Annotated in this window: 20 protein-coding genes; 17 read left to right on the top strand and 3 right to left on the bottom strand. The window is 66.7% G+C overall.

The window, feature by feature from the left end:
• Positions 1–151 precede the first annotated feature (151 nt).
• The 6 genes from RFA01S_RS16215 to glmM all read left to right on the top strand — a co-directional run bounded on the left by RFA01S_RS16215 (position 152) and on the right by glmM (position 3,891).
• Positions 152–490 carry a WXG100 family type VII secretion target gene (locus RFA01S_RS16215; RefSeq protein ID WP_032408022.1) on the top strand — a complete coding sequence of 113 codons (339 nt, stop codon included), beginning with the start codon at positions 152–154 and terminating at the stop codon, positions 488–490.
• Positions 491–553: 63 nt separating this feature from the next.
• On the top strand, positions 554–835 hold the full coding sequence (locus RFA01S_RS16220) for a WXG100 family type VII secretion target (RefSeq protein ID WP_032365622.1): 282 nt from the start codon (positions 554–556) through the stop codon (positions 833–835).
• Positions 836–947: 112 nt separating this feature from the next.
• Positions 948–1,289: a TraR/DksA family transcriptional regulator gene (locus RFA01S_RS16225; protein ID WP_027496343.1), complete on the top strand. Its 342-nt coding sequence runs from the start codon at positions 948–950 to the stop codon at positions 1,287–1,289.
• A 184-nt stretch (positions 1,290–1,473) separates the two neighbouring features.
• Complete coding sequence (rplM, locus tag RFA01S_RS16230; protein ID WP_027496344.1) at positions 1,474–1,917, top strand: 50S ribosomal protein L13; 444 nt, start codon at positions 1,474–1,476, stop codon at positions 1,915–1,917.
• Positions 1,914–2,438, top strand: coding sequence for a 30S ribosomal protein S9 (gene rpsI, locus RFA01S_RS16235; RefSeq protein ID WP_027496345.1), 525 nt, complete (start codon positions 1,914–1,916; stop codon positions 2,436–2,438). Before rplM ends, rpsI begins: the two co-directional genes overlap by 4 nt.
• A 106-nt stretch (positions 2,439–2,544) precedes the next feature.
• Positions 2,545–3,891 (top strand): phosphoglucosamine mutase, encoded by a 1,347-nt coding sequence (glmM, locus tag RFA01S_RS16240; RefSeq protein ID WP_027496346.1) that lies wholly within the window; start codon positions 2,545–2,547, stop codon positions 3,889–3,891.
• A gap of 21 nt (positions 3,892–3,912) precedes the next feature.
• On the opposite strand, the gene RFA01S_RS16245 is transcribed toward glmM, so the two are convergent.
• On the bottom strand, positions 3,913–4,953 hold the full coding sequence (locus RFA01S_RS16245; protein ID WP_027496347.1) for an LLM class F420-dependent oxidoreductase: 1,041 nt from the start codon (positions 4,951–4,953) through the stop codon (positions 3,913–3,915).
• 150 nt (positions 4,954–5,103) lie between these two features.
• Between RFA01S_RS16245 and RFA01S_RS16250 the strand changes: the two genes are divergently transcribed.
• The 3 genes from RFA01S_RS16250 to RFA01S_RS16260 are packed head-to-tail and all read left to right on the top strand — an operon-like array spanning position 5,104 to position 7,579.
• A complete protein-coding gene (locus tag RFA01S_RS16250; RefSeq protein ID WP_027496348.1) occupies positions 5,104–5,409 on the top strand; it encodes a type VII secretion target in 306 nt (101 codons plus the stop codon).
• The gene (locus RFA01S_RS27835; protein ID WP_032408021.1) at positions 5,406–7,316 is read left to right on the top strand and encodes a hypothetical protein; all 1,911 of its coding nucleotides are present in this window, start codon (positions 5,406–5,408) and stop codon (positions 7,314–7,316) included. Before RFA01S_RS16250 ends, RFA01S_RS27835 begins: the two co-directional genes overlap by 4 nt.
• The gene (locus tag RFA01S_RS16260; RefSeq protein ID WP_032371044.1) at positions 7,313–7,579 is read left to right on the top strand and encodes a hypothetical protein; all 267 of its coding nucleotides are present in this window, start codon (positions 7,313–7,315) and stop codon (positions 7,577–7,579) included. The genes RFA01S_RS27835 and RFA01S_RS16260 overlap by 4 nt, the downstream gene beginning before the upstream one ends.
• A 19-nt stretch (positions 7,580–7,598) precedes the next feature.
• On the opposite strand, the gene RFA01S_RS16265 is transcribed toward RFA01S_RS16260, so the two are convergent.
• Positions 7,599–8,459, bottom strand: coding sequence for a dienelactone hydrolase family protein (locus RFA01S_RS16265; RefSeq protein ID WP_027496351.1), 861 nt, complete (start codon positions 8,457–8,459; stop codon positions 7,599–7,601).
• Positions 8,460–8,558: 99 nt separating this feature from the next.
• Between RFA01S_RS16265 and glmS the strand changes: the two genes are divergently transcribed.
• The 8 genes from glmS to tsaD all read left to right on the top strand — a co-directional run bounded on the left by glmS (position 8,559) and on the right by tsaD (position 17,041).
• Positions 8,559–10,421 (top strand): glutamine--fructose-6-phosphate transaminase (isomerizing), encoded by a 1,863-nt coding sequence (gene glmS, locus RFA01S_RS16270; protein WP_032408020.1) that lies wholly within the window; start codon positions 8,559–8,561, stop codon positions 10,419–10,421.
• 52 nt (positions 10,422–10,473) lie between these two features.
• A complete protein-coding gene (locus tag RFA01S_RS16275) occupies positions 10,474–11,907 on the top strand; it encodes a bifunctional ADP-dependent NAD(P)H-hydrate dehydratase/NAD(P)H-hydrate epimerase (RefSeq protein ID WP_032408019.1) in 1,434 nt (477 codons plus the stop codon).
• Between the two features lie 76 nt (positions 11,908–11,983).
• Positions 11,984–13,186 (top strand): alanine racemase, encoded by a 1,203-nt coding sequence (gene alr / locus RFA01S_RS16280; protein ID WP_081371352.1) that lies wholly within the window; start codon positions 11,984–11,986, stop codon positions 13,184–13,186.
• 3 nt (positions 13,187–13,189) lie between these two features.
• Positions 13,190–14,203, top strand: coding sequence for an alpha/beta fold hydrolase (locus RFA01S_RS16285; protein ID WP_027496355.1), 1,014 nt, complete (start codon positions 13,190–13,192; stop codon positions 14,201–14,203).
• Positions 14,196–14,723: a tRNA (adenosine(37)-N6)-threonylcarbamoyltransferase complex ATPase subunit type 1 TsaE gene (gene tsaE / locus RFA01S_RS16290; RefSeq protein WP_032365613.1), complete on the top strand. Its 528-nt coding sequence runs from the start codon at positions 14,196–14,198 to the stop codon at positions 14,721–14,723. The genes RFA01S_RS16285 and tsaE overlap by 8 nt, the downstream gene beginning before the upstream one ends.
• Before the next feature lie 124 nt (positions 14,724–14,847).
• Positions 14,848–15,522, top strand: coding sequence for a tRNA (adenosine(37)-N6)-threonylcarbamoyltransferase complex dimerization subunit type 1 TsaB (tsaB, locus tag RFA01S_RS16295; RefSeq protein ID WP_032365683.1), 675 nt, complete (start codon positions 14,848–14,850; stop codon positions 15,520–15,522).
• On the top strand, positions 15,519–16,007 hold the full coding sequence (gene rimI / locus RFA01S_RS16300) for a ribosomal protein S18-alanine N-acetyltransferase (protein ID WP_032408018.1): 489 nt from the start codon (positions 15,519–15,521) through the stop codon (positions 16,005–16,007). Before tsaB ends, rimI begins: the two co-directional genes overlap by 4 nt.
• Positions 16,004–17,041, top strand: coding sequence for a tRNA (adenosine(37)-N6)-threonylcarbamoyltransferase complex transferase subunit TsaD (tsaD, locus tag RFA01S_RS16305; protein WP_032365611.1), 1,038 nt, complete (start codon positions 16,004–16,006; stop codon positions 17,039–17,041). Before rimI ends, tsaD begins: the two co-directional genes overlap by 4 nt.
• Here the strand turns inward: tsaD and RFA01S_RS16310 are convergent.
• On the bottom strand, positions 17,026–18,711 hold the full coding sequence (locus RFA01S_RS16310) for a DUF7159 family protein (RefSeq protein WP_052055055.1): 1,686 nt from the start codon (positions 18,709–18,711) through the stop codon (positions 17,026–17,028). The genes tsaD and RFA01S_RS16310 overlap by 16 nt on opposite strands.
• Between the last annotated feature and the right edge of the window lie 85 nt (positions 18,712–18,796).

Raw genomic sequence — 18,796 nt, forward strand, 5'->3', positions numbered from 1 at the left:
AACCAAGGGGTGGCTGCGTCCAAGGAGATGTAGGGGAGTGAGCGGGCCGCACGCGGTCCCTCGGTCGAGCGTCATGTGCGCCGCGGGCGTACGTGAATACGAAAATCGAAGCAGAGGAGTCGAAGTGGGATATCCAGGGGGACCGGAATCTATGGGTTCGTCGAACGGCGTCACCGTCACACCGCAGGAGCTCGTTGCTGCCGGGGCGACGATCGAGGGCCTGAGCGTGTCGATCGATGCGTCCAACTCGGCCGTGCGTTCCATCGTCGAGCAGACCGCCGAGGCGTGGGTGGGCAAGGCCGGCAAGTCGTTTCAGGATGTCATGTCGCAGTGGGACACCAGTGCCCAGAAGATGCGCAGCGCGCTCGAGCAGATCTCGGCGGACATCAAGACCGTCGGCCACGGCTACTCCGATGCGGACGACGACAACGTGGCGGCTGTGAATCAGGTGGCGGGATCGCTCGGTTCGGGACTGACCACGTTCAACTGACGGCACGACCGGCCACCGACGGCCGACCACACGACCGAGCTCTATTTAGGAGACTGATTCGACATGAAGTACGACTTCGCTCAGATCGCGGCGTTGACCGAGGCGATGAACAAGCAGGCGAACGTGACCAAAGACCTTCTCGCCGACGTGGACGGCACTGCGAAGAGACTCTACGAATCGTGGGAGGGCGACGCGATGACGTCCTACTACGAACTCCAGCGTCAGTGGAACTCCGCATCCGACGAGCTCAATCTCATTCTGTCGAGCCTCGTCGCGGCCGCCCGCACCGGCGGCGAGGCCATGCACGGGGTGGAGATGGCGAACAAGGCGCGCATGGCGCGCTGACCGTAGACCACGAGCGTCGTATGCCCCGATCGGCACTTGTCGGTCGGGGCATACGACTGTCGAGGGGGCGCGACACCTGGCGTGGGTTGCGGTGGCGGTGTGTACTGGACGGATGACGGATTTCGGGACGGCGATCGATGCCGAGCGTTCTCGCGCCGAACACCGCCTGCACTCCCTTCGCGACGAGCTCGCGTCGGTCATCGAAGGCAGCCGGTGGACCACCGACGACGACGAACACGACCCGGAGGGTTCCACCATCGCCTTCGAGCGTGCCAAGATTGCAGCCCTGATCTCCGACACCGAGTCCGAGATGCGCGAGCTCGACGCCGCGTCCACGCGGTGGGATCTCGGGACGTACGGCACGTGCGAGCGGTGCGGAGAGTCGATACCGGCGATCAGGCTCGAGGCATTGCCTGCGGCCCGCCGCTGTGTGCGGTGCGTTCGCCTGTCCTGAGCCGGTCTTCCGCGTCGGAGGCGTTTTGACCTGGGTGCCGGCTCCCGGTATCGTTCCCCGTTGGCGTGTATGGGCTCGCCGCATTTCTTCGATGCGCAGAGCTCTTGTCCTCGGGTCTCAACTGGCCGCCGAGGGCATCCACACGTCTTGGCCAGCAGCGACATCATGAAGACAGGAATTTTCTGTGTCTACTTACGCCCCGAAGGCCGGGGACACCACCCGGACGTGGCATGTGATCGACGCCACGGACGTCGTGCTCGGACGCCTCGCCGTCCAGGCCGCGACACTGCTCCGCGGTAAGCACAAGCCCACCTACGCACCCAACGTCGACGGTGGCGACTTCGTCGTCATCATCAACGCCGAGAAAGTTGCCATCAGTGGCAACAAGCTCGATGGCAAGTTCCACCACCACCACTCCGGCCATCCGGGCGGTCTGAAGTCGCGCTCGACGCGTCAGGTGCTCGAGAACAACCCCGACCGTCTCGTGGAGAAGGCCGTTGTCGGCATGATCCCGAAGAACAAGCTCGGAAATGCCATCGCGAGCAAGCTGAAGGTCTACGCGGGACCGAACCACCCGCATGCCGCTCAGCAGCCCGTTCCGTTCGAGATCAAGCAGGTGTCCCAGTGACGGCGCCGGAGGGAAATGACGTGACGTCGCAGGAGAACATCGAAGAGATCGCCGCCGACGAGTTCGTGGCAGTGGAAGATCCCGAGGTGGCCACGGAAATCGAAGCTGCTGCAGCTCCGGCCCCCATCGTGTTCGATCGCCCGATCCAGACCGTCGGCCGCCGCAAGGAAGCCGTCGCTCGTGTTCGGTTGTCCTCGGGCACCGGTGGATTCAAGCTCAACGGCCGCACCCTCGAGGATTACTTCCCGAACAAGGTGCACCAGCAGCTGATCAAGGCTCCTCTGGTGCTGGTCGACCGAGCAGAGTCCTTCGACATCGTGGCACTGCTGCACGGTGGCGGACCGTCGGGACAGGCAGGCGCGCTGCGTCTGGCCATCTCGCGTGCGCTGATCGAGCTCACCCCGGACGATCGCCCGGCTCTCAAGGCCGCCGGCTACCTCACGCGTGACGCGCGTGCGGTCGAGCGCAAGAAGTACGGCCTGAAGAAGGCCCGTAAGGCGTCGCAGTACTCCAAGCGCTGACGCGTCTTACCCGTTCCATCCTCGAGGGCAGGCTCCAGCAAGATCGGATGCCTGCCCTCGAGGCATTTTCCGACGATGTTCTCTCTGTTCGAAGGGGTCTTCATTCATGGCGCGATTGTTCGGCACCGACGGAGTGAGGGGACTCGCAGGCGGGGTCCTGACGGCAGAGCTCGCCATGACCATCGCCCGGGCTGCCGCCGCCGTGCTGGCACCGGATGTCGACGGTGGTCGACGGACAGCGGTCGTCGGTCGTGACCCCAGAATCAGCGGTTCGATGCTCGGTGCCGCAGTGTCGGCCGGGCTCACTGCCTCGGGTGTCGACGTGATCGACGTGGGCGTGCTGCCGACCCCCGCGGTCGCCTACCTCACCGGCGAATACGGCGCGGCGCTGGGCGTGATGATCTCCGCCTCGCACAATGCGATGCCCGACAACGGAATCAAAATTTTCGCCGCAGGCGGGCACAAGCTCGACGACGACATGGAAGATCGCATCGAGGCGTTGCTCGGGGTGGACGGCCGCACCGAGAAGCCGGTCGATGTGACCGGCGCTGCCATCGGTCGCATCGACGTCGCTCCCGACGCTGCCGAGCTCTATGCCGGGCACCTCGTCGCACCGCTCTCGCACCGACTCGACGGTGTCACCGTCGTGGTGGACTGCTCGCACGGTGCAGCCTCGACGGTCGGACCGGAGATCTACCGCCGGGCCGGTGCGACGGTCGTGGCGATCAACGCCGAGCCCGACGGGCTGAACATCAACGACGGGTGTGGTTCGACGCACCTGGAAGGGCTGCAGAAGGCTGTCGTCGAGCACGGGGCCGACCTCGGGATCGCGCACGACGGCGACGCCGACCGCTGCCTCGCCGTCGATGCCTCCGGTGCGGTGGTGGACGGGGACGCGATCATGGCTGTGCTGGCCATCGCGATGAGTGAGAACGGCACGCTGACCGACAACACGTTGGTCGCCACCGTCATGAGCAACCTCGGGCTCCACATCGCGATGCGCGAAGCGGGAATCACGTTGCGCACCACCGCAGTCGGTGATCGATACGTCCTCGAGGAGTTGCGCCGCGGAGGGTACGCGCTCGGCGGTGAGCAGAGCGGGCACGTCGTACTGCCCGCGATCGGGACGACCGGCGACGGGATCGCGACCGCGCTGCGTGTGATGGAGCGGATGGCCCGGACCGGACGCACCCTGGCGGATCTGGCGTCGCCGATGCGCACGCTGCCCCAGGTGTTGATCAACGTACGTGTCTCGGACAAAGCTGCGGTGGCGTCGGCACCGTCGGTGTCGGACGCCGTGGCCGTCGCCGAGCTCGAGCTCGGCCAATCGGGGCGAGTTCTGTTGCGTCCCAGCGGGACCGAACAGCTCGTGCGAGTGATGGTGGAAGCGTCGGAACTCGACGTCGCGACCCGGCTCGCCGAGGAGTTGGCGGGCCGGGTCGCGGCGGTCTGATCGTCAGGCAGTGTCCGATCGTCAGGCGGTGAGTTCTCGCAAGGCGGTGAGCTGCGCGACGCGTCCTGCGGTGTCCTCGGCCAACGGTGCGACGTTGAGTGTCGTCACGCCGGCTTCGGCGAAGGCTGCCACGCGCTCCTTGACGTAGCTCTCCGGTCCGATGAGATTCACCGAACGCGCGAGCTCGTCCGGAACCGCCGCTGCTGCTTCCTCTTTCTTGCCGGCGAGGTACAGGTCCTGAATCTTCTCGGCCTCGGCTTCGTAGCCGTAGCGCTGAGCAAGGGAGTTGTAGAAGTTCTTTCCCTTGGCTCCCATGCCGCCGATGTAGAGCGCCAGGTGCGGCTTGACCCAGGGGAGGTACTTGTCCGCGTCCTCGCCGATGGCCAGGGTGGGACTGGCGAACACCTCGAGTTCGCCGAGTGACGGATCGCGTTTGGCCTTGCCTGCGGCCAGCGATTCGCCCCACACGTCGGCTGCCTTCTCCGGGAAGTAGAAGATGGGCTGCCAGCCCTCTGCGATCTCTGCGGTGAGCTCGACGTTCTTCGGTCCGAGAGCGGCGATGACGACCGGAATTCGTTCGCGCACAGGGTGATTGATCAGCTTGAGTGGCTTGCCCAAGCCGGTTCCCTTGTCCGCCGGCAACGGGATCTGGTAGTGCTTGCCCTGATACTGCACTTTTTCTCGACGCCACACCTGGCGGCAGATCTCGATGACCTCACGGGTTCTGGCGATGGGTGCGTCGTACTTGACGCCGTGGAAACCCTCGACGACCTGTGGCCCGGATGCGCCGAGTCCGAGAACGAAGCGCCCGTCGGAAACGTAGTCGAGGCCGGCGGCCGTCATGGCCGTCAGCGACGGCGTTCTCGTGTAGATCTGGAAGATGCCCGACGCGATCTTGATCGTGCTCGTCTTGGCCGCAAGGAACCCGAGTTGACTGACGGCGTCGAAAGAATAGGCCTCGGGCACGAAGATGATGTCGAGGCCCGCCTTCTCGAGTTCGGCTACCTCGGCAACGGTCTCGGTGAAACCACCGCTGTAGTTCAGCATCGTTCCGATGTGCATGGGACTCCTCGTTCTCGAGTAGCTGGTGGAGCTGCTCGGTTGTCTGTTACCGACGTTTCGTATCGGGACGTTACCGCTCGCCGGGGAACCGATGGGAGTCGGCGCACGTCATAGTGGGAAAGGGGCACTTCGAGCGGGAACGGGCGGGCGATGAGCGACGGATTCTGGGTGGACGCGGTCCGCGTGCGCGAGGTGGCGAACTCGATGACGGCGTCGGCGGAGGCCCTGGGCACGGCAGCCGATTCGATCGCATCACCGGGATTCGGTACCGCCGCCGCAGGACGGAACTACGGAGACCTGGGCGCGGCCTATCTCGACGCCCACTCCGGGCTCGGGCGAGCCGTCGGGGTGTGGCGATCGTCGGTCGACGACATCGCGGATGCCCTCGTCGCCGCGATGAGCGCGTACGAAATACAGGACGACGCCGGTGCCCACGCGATCGACTCGTTGCGGTGACTGTTTCTTCCACCTCGCCCGCCGAGGCAGCATCGGTCGACGAGATTCTCGACGCCAATGCCGTCGGGCTGCTGTATTTCGAGCGTTTCCTGCCGTTGGCCGAGCGCGTTCCCGGCAGCGAAGTCCCGCGCTACGACGAGGTGTGTGCACGGTACGACGAGCAGCGCGGCCTGAACCTGGAGGCTCTGGCGTCCGACGCAGATGCGGTCGGGGCTATGGCTGCGGCGCTGGGTGAACAATTGGACGAGCAGACGCAGCTCCTGATCGTTCTTCGACTGCGGTGGCACGGTGACGCCGGTGAGACGGCCCAGCGATATGTGGCCACCGAGCAGGAGAGAGCAGGAGTGCTTCTCGACTCGGTCGAGGATGCGCTGCAAACGATGTACGCGGCTGTGGACGTACTGCGTGAGGCTGTGACCGACAAGGCCGAGCTCGTCGGAAGCCTCGATACCGACGCCGTGGAAGGACACGATCCCGACCGAATCGATGCGCTTCTGCTGGCCTCGGGCATCGAGTGCGTCCCGGTCGACCGGGCAACCGGGTTCGCCCGCCTGGCACCGGCGTTTCCGGAATGGGCCGAGCGATTCGCGCGAGCAGACGTATCGGACGAGTTCGCGGCCGAGGTCGCCGACCGGTCTCGAGAATGGATCGAGGGCGAGTTCGTGCCACATGTGCAACGCACGTGTGCCGCAATGTCGTCTGCCTGCATGGCCACGGACACGGCCGTTCGAGAGTGCCTGGCCCTGGTGGTGAAGGTCATCGAGGAAGTCGTCCACCCCGTGTTCGACGAGCTCGACGAGCGCAGTTGGGTGCCACTGGCTGTTGCTGAGAAATCGAGTGAGCGGTCGTCGCCCGAGAACTGCCCTGCGGCGGTCACGGCCGGAGCTGGGGGAGAGGCAGCCGTCACCGGACCCGCATCGGCAGCCCACCCTCCGTCCGAGGTGCCGGCCTCGGCTCCGCCGGCGCAACCGGCACCTGCTCCGGATGCACGTGCCACCGGTCCCACGGCGTGGGGCGAAACCGAGAACGACAATGGTCGTGAAGACAGTCGGGTCGATGCAGTCGCCGGACTCGTCGACGGCATCGTGGACGGCATTGTGGACGACATCGTGGACCGGGTTGTCGAGGCGCTGGGTGACACGACCGGCGACGGGAGTGTCAGTGACGAGACCGATGCCGACCCCACCGCAGAATCCGGCCCCACCGCAGAACCCGACCCCGCCTCAGAACCCGACCCCACCGCAGAACCCAATCCGACTGCAACGCTCGATGATCCGCCCGCTTCGATCCCGTCGCCGGAATTCGGTGATGCATCGAAGGTCGTCGGCGAGCGCGGCCATCTCGAGGCCGAACTCGACGGCCATCGTGCCCGTATCGCGCTCGAACACGATGGGGCCGTATCGCTTCGACTCGAGACACCGGGCCTCGGGGTGCGCACGTTCGAGTTGCGCGTTGGTCCTTTCGGATTGCCGGAGATCGTCGAAGTTCCCGGGACCGTCGATCCGAGCGGTGTCGGGGTGTCGAACCGGTCTTCGGCGACCGTGGAACCGCCGGAGCCCGCCGCGGGGGATCGAACCACACCCGATGCAGAACCCGAGATCGAACCGGCACCTCCTTCTGCCGAGTCCGGCGCTCCCGAGCAGAACACAGCGACCTCACCGCCGGTGGATGTCGCACCGGCCGACGAGCCGCAGGTGGGTAGTGAACCGACGGACTTGCAGCCCGCATCGACCGCGGACACCCCGGAGGTATGCGTTCCTGAAACTTCGGGCGAGGAGCGCTCCGTCCGGCAGGGCTCGAACGAGACTCATGAGGTACCTGCAGCCCCCGTGGCCCCTCCGGTCACCGAACCTCAGCCCAGCTCGGCGGGGTCCGGTGCGGGCTTGAGCGAGGCGGGTGCACTGTGAATTCGGACCCCGCGTGGCGTCGTGAACTGCACCGTATTCGCGACGCGCATCGGTCGGCGATGGCGGATGCCGCCGAACGGCTACGGAATCCGAGAGAACCGGCGAGAACCGATGTGGGACAGGGGGTTTCGGACCGGTTGAGCGGAAGCGACACTCGGTTGGCAGCGGGCTCGGTCCTGCGCCCGGCTCACCTGGATCGGCGGCACGGCGCACCACACGTCGAACCGGACCCCGACGAGCAACCCCGATCGTGGCTGGTGTGACGACGCCGAGCCCGGTGGGTCAGCCGCGACCCAGCAATGCCTTGATCGACGCGGTCGCCTTCGGCTTGGGCTGCTCGGTCAGCGGCGCGTGAGGGTCGACAGCACGGGTGCCGGCGATGTCGCCGTTCGTTCCGGCCAATTCCTCGTAGTCGGAGTCGCCGGTCAGGTGGTAGAGCAGAAATGCGGTCAGTACAGCGCGGGTGCGTTGCTGGGTCTTGCGGTCGGAGCTGTTGACTCCCAGTGCGCGGAGCATTCGCCGGCCTTCGACGAATCCGTCTGCCGTCGAGCCGTCGATCCGTCGGAGGACGGATGGTCCGTGCCAGGCCTGGGCGAGAGCCAGTGAATTGTCGTTGAGCGAATCTGCGTTCGAGCTGTCGCCGACGACCAGTCCGGGCACGTCGAGGCCTGCGGCGGCGTCCTCGGACGACGGTGCCGTCGGTGCCGGAAACAGGGCGGCGACCGCTTTGACATCCGGTCGTCGGGAGGCAGCGAGTACGGCGGTCCCGGCGCCCATCGCGTGACCGACTGTGGCCAGATTCTCGGGATGCACACTGATGTTGCCCGAGCCCAGGCGAACGCCGGTCATGATGTCGAGCACAGTGCCCAGGTCGGTGGCGAGTCCGCGGTGCGAGGGCACGAGGCCACGCTCGGTGTCGGGTGCTGCCACGACGAACCCCCACGACGCCAGGTGCTTCAGGGTGTCGGTGTAACTGCCGGGGCGCAGCATCCAACCGTGCGCGAACGCCACACCGGGCAGGCCGAAGCCCTCGGCCGGGGTGTAGACGACGCCAGGTTGCCCGGCCAGGGCCAGGTTCCCTCTGAGTACCTTGTGCGGGCCACGCTTGGAGAGAGCAGATGCCAGCTTCTTCGGTTTCGCCACGAGAGATGACGCTACCGAATGTGCTCGGGTACGGGGACGCCGGACACGGCGACCTGAGCGAATGGGTCGTGCGCGTCGTGCCGAGTACCCTGATGCACCATGTGCGGAATCGTTGGATATGTCGGCCACCGCCCAGCTTTGGGTGTGGTGGTCGAGGCGCTTCGGCGTATGGAATATCGGGGCTACGACTCCGCAGGAATCGCGATACTGGACGGCGCAGGCTCTACCGCGGTGGAGCGCAAGGCCGGGCGGCTGGCAAACCTCGAGGCCGAATTGGACGACATCGGCACCGATACGTTCGTCGGGACCACCGGCATGGGACACACGCGGTGGGCGACGCACGGGCGTCCGACCGACCGCAACGCTCACCCACATCGCGACGCGTCCGGAACGGTGGCGGTGGTGCACAACGGCATCATCGAGAACTTCGGTCCGCTGCGTGCCGAACTCGAAACGGCGGGTGTGGAGTTCCTGTCCGACACCGATACCGAGGTCGCTGTCCACCTCGTCGCTCGGGCATACGCGGACGGGCCTACCGCGGGCGATTTCGTCGCCAGTGCGAAGGCGGTGCTGCGTCGCCTCGAAGGTGCGTTCACGCTGGTCTTCACTCATTCCGATCACGCGGACACGATCGTCGCGGCGCGTAGGTCCACCCCTCTGGTGCTCGGAGTCGGCGAGGGCGAGATGTTCCTCGGGTCCGATGTCGCAGCATTCATCGAGCACACGCGCGACGCCGTCGAACTCGGGCAGGACCAGGTCGTCGTCATCACGGCCGATGGCTACGACATCAGCGATTTCGACGGCAACGAGGCGCAGGGGCGTCCGTTCCGGATCGATTGGGACCTCGCGGCCGCCGAGAAGGGCGGCCACGACTATTTCATGCTGAAGGAAATCCAGGAGCAGCCCGCCGCCGTGGCCGACACGTTGCTCGGCCACTTCGACAACGGCCGGATCGTGCTCGACGAGCAGCGTCTTTCCGATCAGGAATTGCGTGACGTCGACAAGGTGTTCGTCGTCGCCTGTGGCAGTGCCTACCATTCGGGTCTGCTCGCCAAGTACGCCATCGAGCACTGGACCCGGCTGCCGGTGGAAGTGGAACTGGCCAGCGAGTTCCGCTATCGCGACCCGGTACTGGATCGGTCGACCCTGGTCGTGGCCATCTCGCAGTCCGGCGAGACCGCCGACACCCTCGAAGCAGTGCGGCACGCCAAGGACCAGAAGGCGCGCGTTCTTGCGGTGTGCAACACCAACGGCTCGCAGATTCCCCGCGAGGCCGACGCAGTTCTGTACACGCGTGCAGGTCCGGAGATCGGCGTCGCGTCGACCAAGGCGTTTCTCGCCCAGGTGACCGCGAACTACCTCGTCGGCTTGGCTCTCGCTCAGGCGCGCGGCACCAAGTACCCGGACGAGGTGGCGCGCGAGTTCGCCGAACTCGAAGCGATGCCGGAGTTGGTGCAGCGGGTGCTCGAGACGGTCGAGCCGGTGCGTGCGCTCGCGCGCGAGCTGTCGACGTCGTCGACCATCCTGTTCCTCGGTCGACACGTCGGTTACCCCGTCGCTCTCGAAGGCGCGCTCAAGCTCAAGGAGCTCGCCTACATGCATGCGGAGGGCTTCGCCGCCGGTGAGCTCAAGCACGGTCCGATCGCGCTGATCGAGGACGGCGTTCCGGTCATCATCGTCATGCCGTCGCCCAAGGGCCGTGCGGTGCTGCACTCGAAGATGCTCAGCAACATCCGCGAGATCCAGGCCCGCGGCGCTCGGACGGTCGTCATCGCGGAGGAGGGCGACGAAGCGGTCCGGCCTTTCGCGGACAGCCTCATCGAGATCCCGGCGGCGTCGACACTGCTGCAGCCGTTGCTCTCGACGATTCCGCTGCAGGTCTTCGCAGCCGAGGTCGCTCAGGCGCGCGGCTACGACGTGGACAAGCCGCGAAATCTGGCCAAGTCCGTCACGGTCGAGTAGTAGGACCGGCGGGGCTCGACACACACGACGGCACGAGCGGGAGGACCTCGGCATGCGCGGCTACTACACACCCGAGCAGATCAGGAACGCCGAGGCTCCGCTGCTGCGATCGTTGCCCGACGGCACGTTGATGCGCCGCGCTGCGTACGGCTTGGCCTCGGTGGTGGCGCGCGAGCTCTTCTCGCGAACCGGCGGCGTCGCGGGGCGACGAGTACTGATACTGGTCGGATCGGGAGACAACGGCGGAGACGGCCTGTGGGCAGGTGCGTTCCTGCGCAGGCGCGGCGTCGCGGTGTCCGCGCTGCTGCTCGATCCGGACCGTGTGCACACCGAAGGTCTTGCGGCCCTGCGAGCCTCGGGGGGACGGGTCGTCACGGAGCCGGACGATCCGGACCTCGTCATCGACGCCATCGTCGGGATATCCGGGAAGGGTCCGCTGCGTCCCCACGCTGCCGGGATGGTCGACCGGATCACCGCGCCCGTTGTCTCCGTGGACATTCCCAGTGGCGTCGATGCAGAAACCGGTGAGGTGTCGGGGCCCGCGGTGACCGCCGATGTCACCGTCACGTTCGGCGCTCGCAAACCGGTGCACGTGTTGGCCGTACCTCGTTGTGGCCGAATCGACGTGGTCGACATCGGGCTGACCCTGCCATCGCCCGAGATCGAGTCCTTCGAGCCGGCCGACGTAGGCCGAATCTGGCCGATTCCCACCGCGTCGGACGACAAGTACTCGCAGGGAGTCGTCGGCGTGTTGGCCGGCAGCGCCACGTATCCCGGGGCCGCGTTGCTGTGTGTCGGCGCAGCCGTCGCCGCCACGTCCGGGATGGTTCGGTACGTGGGAAGTGCCGGCGCAGAAGTGGTCTCGCATCACCCGGAGGTCGTCGTCGCACCGGATCTGGATGCAGCGGGGAGGGTGCAGTCGTGGGTCGTCGGCCCCGGCTTCGGCACGGACGACTCCTCGGCGGACATCGTGCGTCGAGTGCTCGAATCGAATCTGCCGGTGGTCGTCGACGCCGATGCATTGACGATCCTCGCGGACAACGAGCAGTGGGTCGTCGATCGCACTGCACCGACGCTGTTGACCCCGCACGCCGGGGAGTTCGCCCGCCTGACCGGATCGGAACCCGGTCCCGACCGCGTCGCGGCCGTACGAGGCCTCGCCGCTCGGTGGGGCGTCACCGTGATGCTCAAGGGCCGCGCGACGGTCGTCGCCGACTCGGACGGCACCGCGTTCGTCAGTGATGCGGGCGGATCCGCCGCGTCCACCGCCGGATCCGGGGACGTGCTGTCCGGCGTCCTCGGTGCCCTGCTCGCAACCGGAATGGCACCGTCGACGGCGGCCGCATGCGGGGCCAAGGTGCACGCACTGGCCGCAGCCCATGCCGCGCACGGAGCCGATGGCGAATTCGCCGCCCCGATCTCGGCGACACCGTTGTCGAACAGCCTGCGAGAAGCCATCCGGACGGTCCGCTCGGTCGCTGTCTGAGCTGCACTGGGCTCGCCGGCCGACCTGACGGTGTGTCATGAGTTGTGCCACCTGATCCGTGGTGTGTGCGGCAGGGATGGCACTATCGAATGTTGTGACTATCGGTAACGGCGACGTGGAGACCGATCCGCGGACGGATTCGGGTGCTCTGGCAACCGTCGATCTCGATGCCGTGGCCCACAATGTCCGGGTTCTGCAGGAAGTCGCAGGCGACGCCGCCGTGATGGCCGTCCTGAAATCCGACGCCTACAACCATGGGGCAGGCCCCGTGGCACACGCTGCCGTCGCGGCCGGCGTGCACGAATTCGGGGTCACGACCATCGGCGAGGCCCTGGAACTGCGCGCAGCCGGAGTCACCGTGCCGGTGCTGGCTTGGCTGCACTGTGCCGATTCGGACTTCGGTGCTGCGATCGCCGAGAACATCGGAGTCGGGGTGTCCACGGCCGGCCAGCTGAACTCGGTGATCGCCGCAGCCAGGCGGACCGGTCTCACCGCCGACCTCTCGCTCAAGATCGATACCGGCCTCAATCGCAACGGCGTTGCGCGGGCGGACCTCGATGTCGTCCTGGATGCCACCGCGTCGGCGGTCGCCGAGGGGTCCGTGCGATTGACGGGGATGTTCTCGCATCTCGCCTGTGCCGACGAACCGAATCACCCGGCCAACGACGCCCAGGCAGAGCGGCTCCGCGACGCGGTTGCCCGCGCCGGCCGGCGCGGTATCTCGCCGGCCGTCGTGCATCTGTCCAACTCGGCGGCAACGCTGACCAGGCCGGACCTCGGTTTCGACATGGTGCGTCCGGGTATTGCGCTGTACGGCCTGTCGCCGGTGCCCGATATGGGAGATTTCGGCTTGCGTCCGGTCATGACATTGTCCGCGCAGGTGGCCCACATCAAGAAGGTGAACCGAGGTGAATCGGTGTCGTACGGATACACCTGGACAGCTCCGACCGATACCGTGGTCGCACTGGTGGCGCTGGGTTATGCCGACGGGGTCGTACGCCGACTCAGCGGTCGTTTCGAGGTGACCATCGACGGTCGTCGTTACCCGTCGGTGGGGCGCGTGTGCATGGACCAATTCGTCGTCGATCTCGGCGGCGACAGCTCGGGTGTCGCCATCGGCGACGAGGCGATACTGTTCGGGCCGGGGGACAGCGGAGAGCCGCACGCTCAGGATTGGGCGGATGCGCTCGACACCATCGGCTACGAGGTCGTCACCGGCGTTCGTGGACGTGTTCGACGTCGTTTCGTCGGCACGCGCTCAGGGGAGGCGGCGAAGTAGGCCATGCTGGGATTGCTGGAGAGTCTTGCGATAGTGGTGCGGGAGACGGCGTTTCGATCCAACAAGGATCCGCTGGCGACCGAGAATCTCGACCTGATGGACGCCGATCGAGGCAGTATCGTCACGGCGGACGACGGTGTTCCGCTGGCGGTCCGTGAGGTGGGGCCGGCGGATGCACAACTGACCGTCGTGTTCGTGCACGGATACTGCCTGCGCATGTCGTCGTGGCATTTCCAACGACGTGCGCTCGAACAGCAGTGGGGTTCGAGCGTGCGCATGGTGTTCTACGACCAGCGCGGTCACGGCCGCTCCGGGGTGCCGAGTGCAAGCAGTTGCACCATCGGTCAGCTCGGTCTCGACCTCGACGCGGTCATCCGTTCGGTCGTGCCCAAGGGACGCATCGTTCTGGTCGGGCACTCGATGGGCGGCATGTCGATTCTCTCGATGGCGCGACAGCGGTCGTCCGTCGTCCGGCAGCGAGTGATCGGTGCCGTGCTGATCTCCACTACGGCTGCCGGCCTCGCACAGACGGGAGTCGGCCGCAGCCTGCAGAATCCGGCGGTCGATGCTTTTCGACTGGCTGTACGCACGTCACCCGGCCTGGTGCAATTCGGGCGAGGAGCGGTGCGCGCCATCATTTCACCGGTGCTGCGCGCTGCCTCGTACGGAACGCGGGTGTCTCCTCGGCTGGTGGCATTCTCGCAGTCGATGATCGACGACACCTCCGTTGTCACTATCGTGAATTTTCTCGAGACGCTCGAACTGCACGACGAGTCGGCGGCTCTGGCGGAATTCGAGAACATTCCGGTGTCGGTGGTGTGCGGCGACGAAGACTGGATCATTCCCTTCGCGAGTTCGGAAGCACTCACCGACGCCCTGCCCAAATCGGAGATGGTGCGGGTGCGTCAAGGTGGGCACCTGGTGCAGTTGGAGTTCCCCGAACAGGTCAACGGTGCGATCCTTCGCCTGGTGGCGCGAGCATCGGAGCCCAAGAAGAAGCGGTGGGGCGTTGTCTGATTCCGAGAGTCCACCGAACTCCCGGCTCGACCTGCCCGTCGAGGCCGAACTGGCGACGGCGACGGACACGGCCGAGTTCGGTGCTCGGCTCGCGGACATTCTGGTCGCCGGCGATCTCGTCGTACTCGACGGTCCGCTCGGTGCGGGGAAGACCGCGATGACCAAGGGGATCGCTGCGGGTCTCGGGGTGCACGGTCGCGTTACCTCACCGACGTTCGTCATCGCCCGCGAGCATCGACCAGGCTTGCGCCCCAACGGTTTACCGCCTGTCGCCCTCGTGCATGTCGACGCCTACCGTCTGGGTATGACGGGACAGTCCGCGTTCGACGAGCTGGACGCGTTGGACCTCGATACCGATCTCGAGCACGCCGTCGTCGTCGTCGAGTGGGGCGAGGGCGTGGTGGAAACCCTGACGGATCAGCATGTCTCCGTGCGCTTGTCACGCGATCCGGAATCGGACGTCCGAAGGGTGAGTGCTCGCCGGGTGAATGGCGATGCGCTCGGCCGCCTACCCGAGTGAGCACCGAAACCCGGCGCGCCCGTAACGGCACTCGACGAAGCGTGCGATGCGGGTATCCCGGGTTCCTGGTGCCGCGGCTACGGGAGTGCTGGGTGCGGCCACCGGGCGGGTAGCCTTGATCCTCGTGCTCGTACTTGCCGTGGACACCTCGACCCCTGCCGTCACCGCAGGTGTAGTGCGGTTGTCCGACTCCGCTGCCGACGGGGCCGATGTCACCACCGTCGCCACCCGCATCAAGGTCGACGCGCGATCGCACGCCGAGGTTCTGACTCCTCACATCCTCGAGTGCCTGGCCGAGGCCGGAATCGTGGCTGCCGATCTCGCGGCCGTCGTCGTGGGGGTGGGCCCCGGTCCCTACACCGGCCTGCGGGTGGGGATGGCGACCGCGGCCGCATTCGGTGATGCGCTCGGACTGCCGGTCCACGGTGTCTGCAGTCTCGACGCGATCGCGGCTGACGTCGACGAATCCGGATCGCTGTTGGTGGTCACGGACGCACGTCGTCGCGAAATCTATTGGGCACGTTACGAAGCCGGGGTTCGGGTAGCGGGCCCCGACGTGATCGCTCCGGCCGAACTGGAGCACGGAGGCGTCGACGCTGTCGCCGGTTCCGCGCCGCATGCCGCACTGTTCGGGTTGCCGGTGCGTGACGTGCAGGCCCCGTCGCCGGCAGGGTTGGTTCGGGTCGCTGCCACCGACATCGGCAGCGGGGTGCCACCGGGACCGCTCGTTCCGCTCTATCTGCGGCGCCCGGACGCGAAGACACTCGCCGAACGGGCTGCGGAGAAGGCCGCTCGATGACGGTGACGATCGAACCGATGACGGTGCACGACTGCGCACGATGCGCGTATCTCGAGACGGTGCTCTTCGAGGGTGACGACCCGTGGTCGGCAGACGCGTTCGTCGCGGAACTGGCTGCGCCGCACAATCATTACGTCACGGCGAAGGAGGCCGGCGAGATCGTCGGTTATGCGGGAATCTCTCTGCTGGGGCAACCGAGCCGCGGCGCGTTCGTCGTCGGTGAGGCCGAGGTGCACACCATCGGAGTCGATCCCGCGCACCATCGCCGGGGGATCGGCGGACGACTGTTGGGCGAATTGCTGCGCGTCGCCGACGATCACGGTGGGCCGGTGTTTCTCGAGGTGCGCACCGACAACGACCCGGCCATCGAGTTGTACCGACGTGAGGGCTTCGAGATCGTGGGTACCAGGGCGAAGTACTACCAGCCCAGCGGAGCCGATGCGTTCACCATGCGTCGACCGGAGAAGACGGAGGCTGCCCGATGATCGTCATGGGTATCGAAAGCTCCTGCGACGAAACAGGAGTCGGCATCGTTCGCTGGCGCGACTCGGGTGTGTGCGAGTTGCTGGCCGACGAGGTGGCATCCAGTGTCGACGAGCACGCCCGGTACGGCGGGGTGGTGCCCGAGGTGGCGTCGAGGGCCCACCTCGAGGCCATGGTTCCGACGATGCGCCGCGCTCTCGCCGCCGCCGACATCGATCGTCCCGACGCGGTCGCAGTGACCATCGGACCGGGACTGGCCGGTGCTTTGCTGGTCGGTGTTGCCGCTGCCAAGGCCTACGCAGCGGCGTGGGACGTTCCCTTCTACGCCGTCAATCATCTGGGCGGCCACGTCGCGGTCGACACCCTCGAACACGGTCCGATGCCGTCGTGCGTGGCACTTCTGGTTTCCGGTGGCCATACTCATCTGTTGCACGTCGACGATCTGTCCAAGCCCATCGCGGAACTGGGTACCACCGTCGACGACGCGGCCGGTGAGGCGTTCGACAAGGTGGCCCGCCTGCTCGGTCTGGGCTACCCGGGCGGTCCGGCGCTCGACGATGCGGCGCGCGAAGGCGATCCGACTGCAATTGCTTTTCCGCGCGGAATGACCGGCCCACGGGACGCGCGCTACGACTTCTCGTTCTCGGGGGTCAAGACGGCCGTCGCCCGCTTCGTCGAGGCCCGTCAGCGGGCCGGAGATCCGATTCCGGTCGCCGACATCGCGGCGTCGTTCCAGGAGTCCGTTGCGGATGTGTTGACGATGAAGGCGGTACGCGCCGCGACCGACGTGAACGTCGACACCGTCGTTCTCGGTGGCGGTGCAACGGCCAACTCGCGGATCCGCTCGTTGATCGAATCACGGTGCGCCGACAACGGTTTGACGCTGAGAATTCCGAAGCCGCGGCTGTGTACCGACAACGGTGTCATGATTGCCGCCCTCGGTGCTCACCTGGTTGCCGGGGGCGCGGCACCGTCTGCTCTGACAGCGGTGACGGACCCCGGCCTGTCGGTCGCGACCAGTCAGGTTCCCGGCTGAGCGTCCTGAGGGGGCTCGGAGGTTCGCGGCGCTGCCGTGTCCGGTGACGTCCGGGGTTCGACGCTCTGACCCGATACAGCAGGTGGTGGTGACCAGACCGTCGGCGGAGCGGTCAATTCCGGAGTGGGATCCGAGCCACGGACGACCGTCGTGGGAACGGTGATCGATCCGGTCGGTACTTCCGAGCTTTCCGGAACCGACCCTGCCGAGGGCCGAGGTGTCGGTCCTGGGCTGAGCTCGATCGGGCCGGACGGCGTGGTGGGTTCGGAAGTCTCACCCGGGGCCGGGGTCGGCTCGACGGGCGAGCTGGTGGTCGGCGCGGGCGTCGTCGTGGGCTCGGGCGAGACCGGCGTCGACGGCTCGACGGTGACGCTGGTGCCCGCGTCGGGCGACGACGACTCCGGTGCCGGATCCATGGGCCAGTCGATCCGCGGGAGGTCGGGAGCAGGTCGCAGCGTCGGCGTGGTGGTCGGTGCGGAGGACGCGGGGAGTCGGGACGTCGGACGCGAGGAATCGGCTGTGGTCGCTGCGGGGCCGATCGGGTCAGCCGAGTAACGGGTCGAAGTCGGCGTATCGCTCGGCGAGTAGCCCTCGGCTGCGGGTCGTCCTGCGTCCCCGGCTGCGACGGGTTCGGTGGCGCTACCGGCAGGGGACACGCTGGGGTCGTCTGCCGGGGTCATCGTCTGCAGCCCGTAGGCGAGGACCAGCCCGCCTGCGACGACGGCCGCCGCGATCGCACCCGAGTAGCGACCCATCCGGCCTGCAGTCCGGCGTGCGGCCGAGACCAGGGGGTAATCGTTGTCGGTCACCGATGCGGCGACGACGGCCGCGCCCACAGCGAGCACGGCATCCGGCTCGGGGAGACGAACGATGCGTGCATGGAACGTGTCGGTCAGAGACGTGGCCAGCAGCGGGATGTGGGCACCGCCGCCGATCAGCACGATGGCCTCGGGTTCGTGGGTGCTTTCGTCGAACACGCTGCGCACGAACTGCGCTGCCTCGTCGAAGAGGGGCAATGCAGCGGTCTCGAATGCAGCGCGGCTCACGGTGAGCGGTACACCGCTGTATCGCTCGATGCGTGCTTCGTTCTCGTGTGAGAGCAGTTCTTTGATCGCCCGGTACCGCGCCGATCCGATTCCGCGGTCGTCGCGAATGTCGTCTCGCAGATTGTCGAGCGTCATGTTCTGAACGAGGTCCTTGACCAGTGCGTCGAGAACGACGCCGCCGATGGCCTCGGATCGGCCGTAGGACAGAACGACACCGTCGGTACGGCGGGCCACGGTCACCGACAGTCCACTGGCTCCCAGGTCCACCAGGGCGATGGTGTCGTACTCGTCGACCAGACCGGTGGTGGCCAGATGTGCCGACGCGGCGGCGGCTTCCGGAACGAGCCGAACGTCTCGCGTGGTGTGTGCGAGTGCAGCGCGGATGCGCGCCGCATGTTCTTCGGTTCGGAAGGTGACTGCGATGGAATCGGGCTGTCGGTCGCCGGGAACGAGGGACGCCATCAGCTCGACCGCGGACGTCACGAGATCACCGACATCGATCTTCGCCTGGCGATCCGCCGAGACGGTGCGGTACTCGACTGCATGGCTGCCGTCGGATTCGACGGTGACCAGGGCTGCGCACACGCCCTCAGATCCGGTGGATACACCGACTCCTACCCGCATGGTGTACCTCCGCCCCGTTGTCCGTGTGTGGGAACCGTTCGGTTCCGCCGATGTCGTGCAGTGCCTCTCGTCTGTCGAGTCGTGG

Origin of the sequence: Rhodococcoides fascians NBRC 12155 = LMG 3623 (genome assembly GCF_001894785.1) — a bacterium.
GTDB lineage: Bacteria > Actinomycetota > Actinomycetes > Mycobacteriales > Mycobacteriaceae > Rhodococcoides > Rhodococcoides fascians.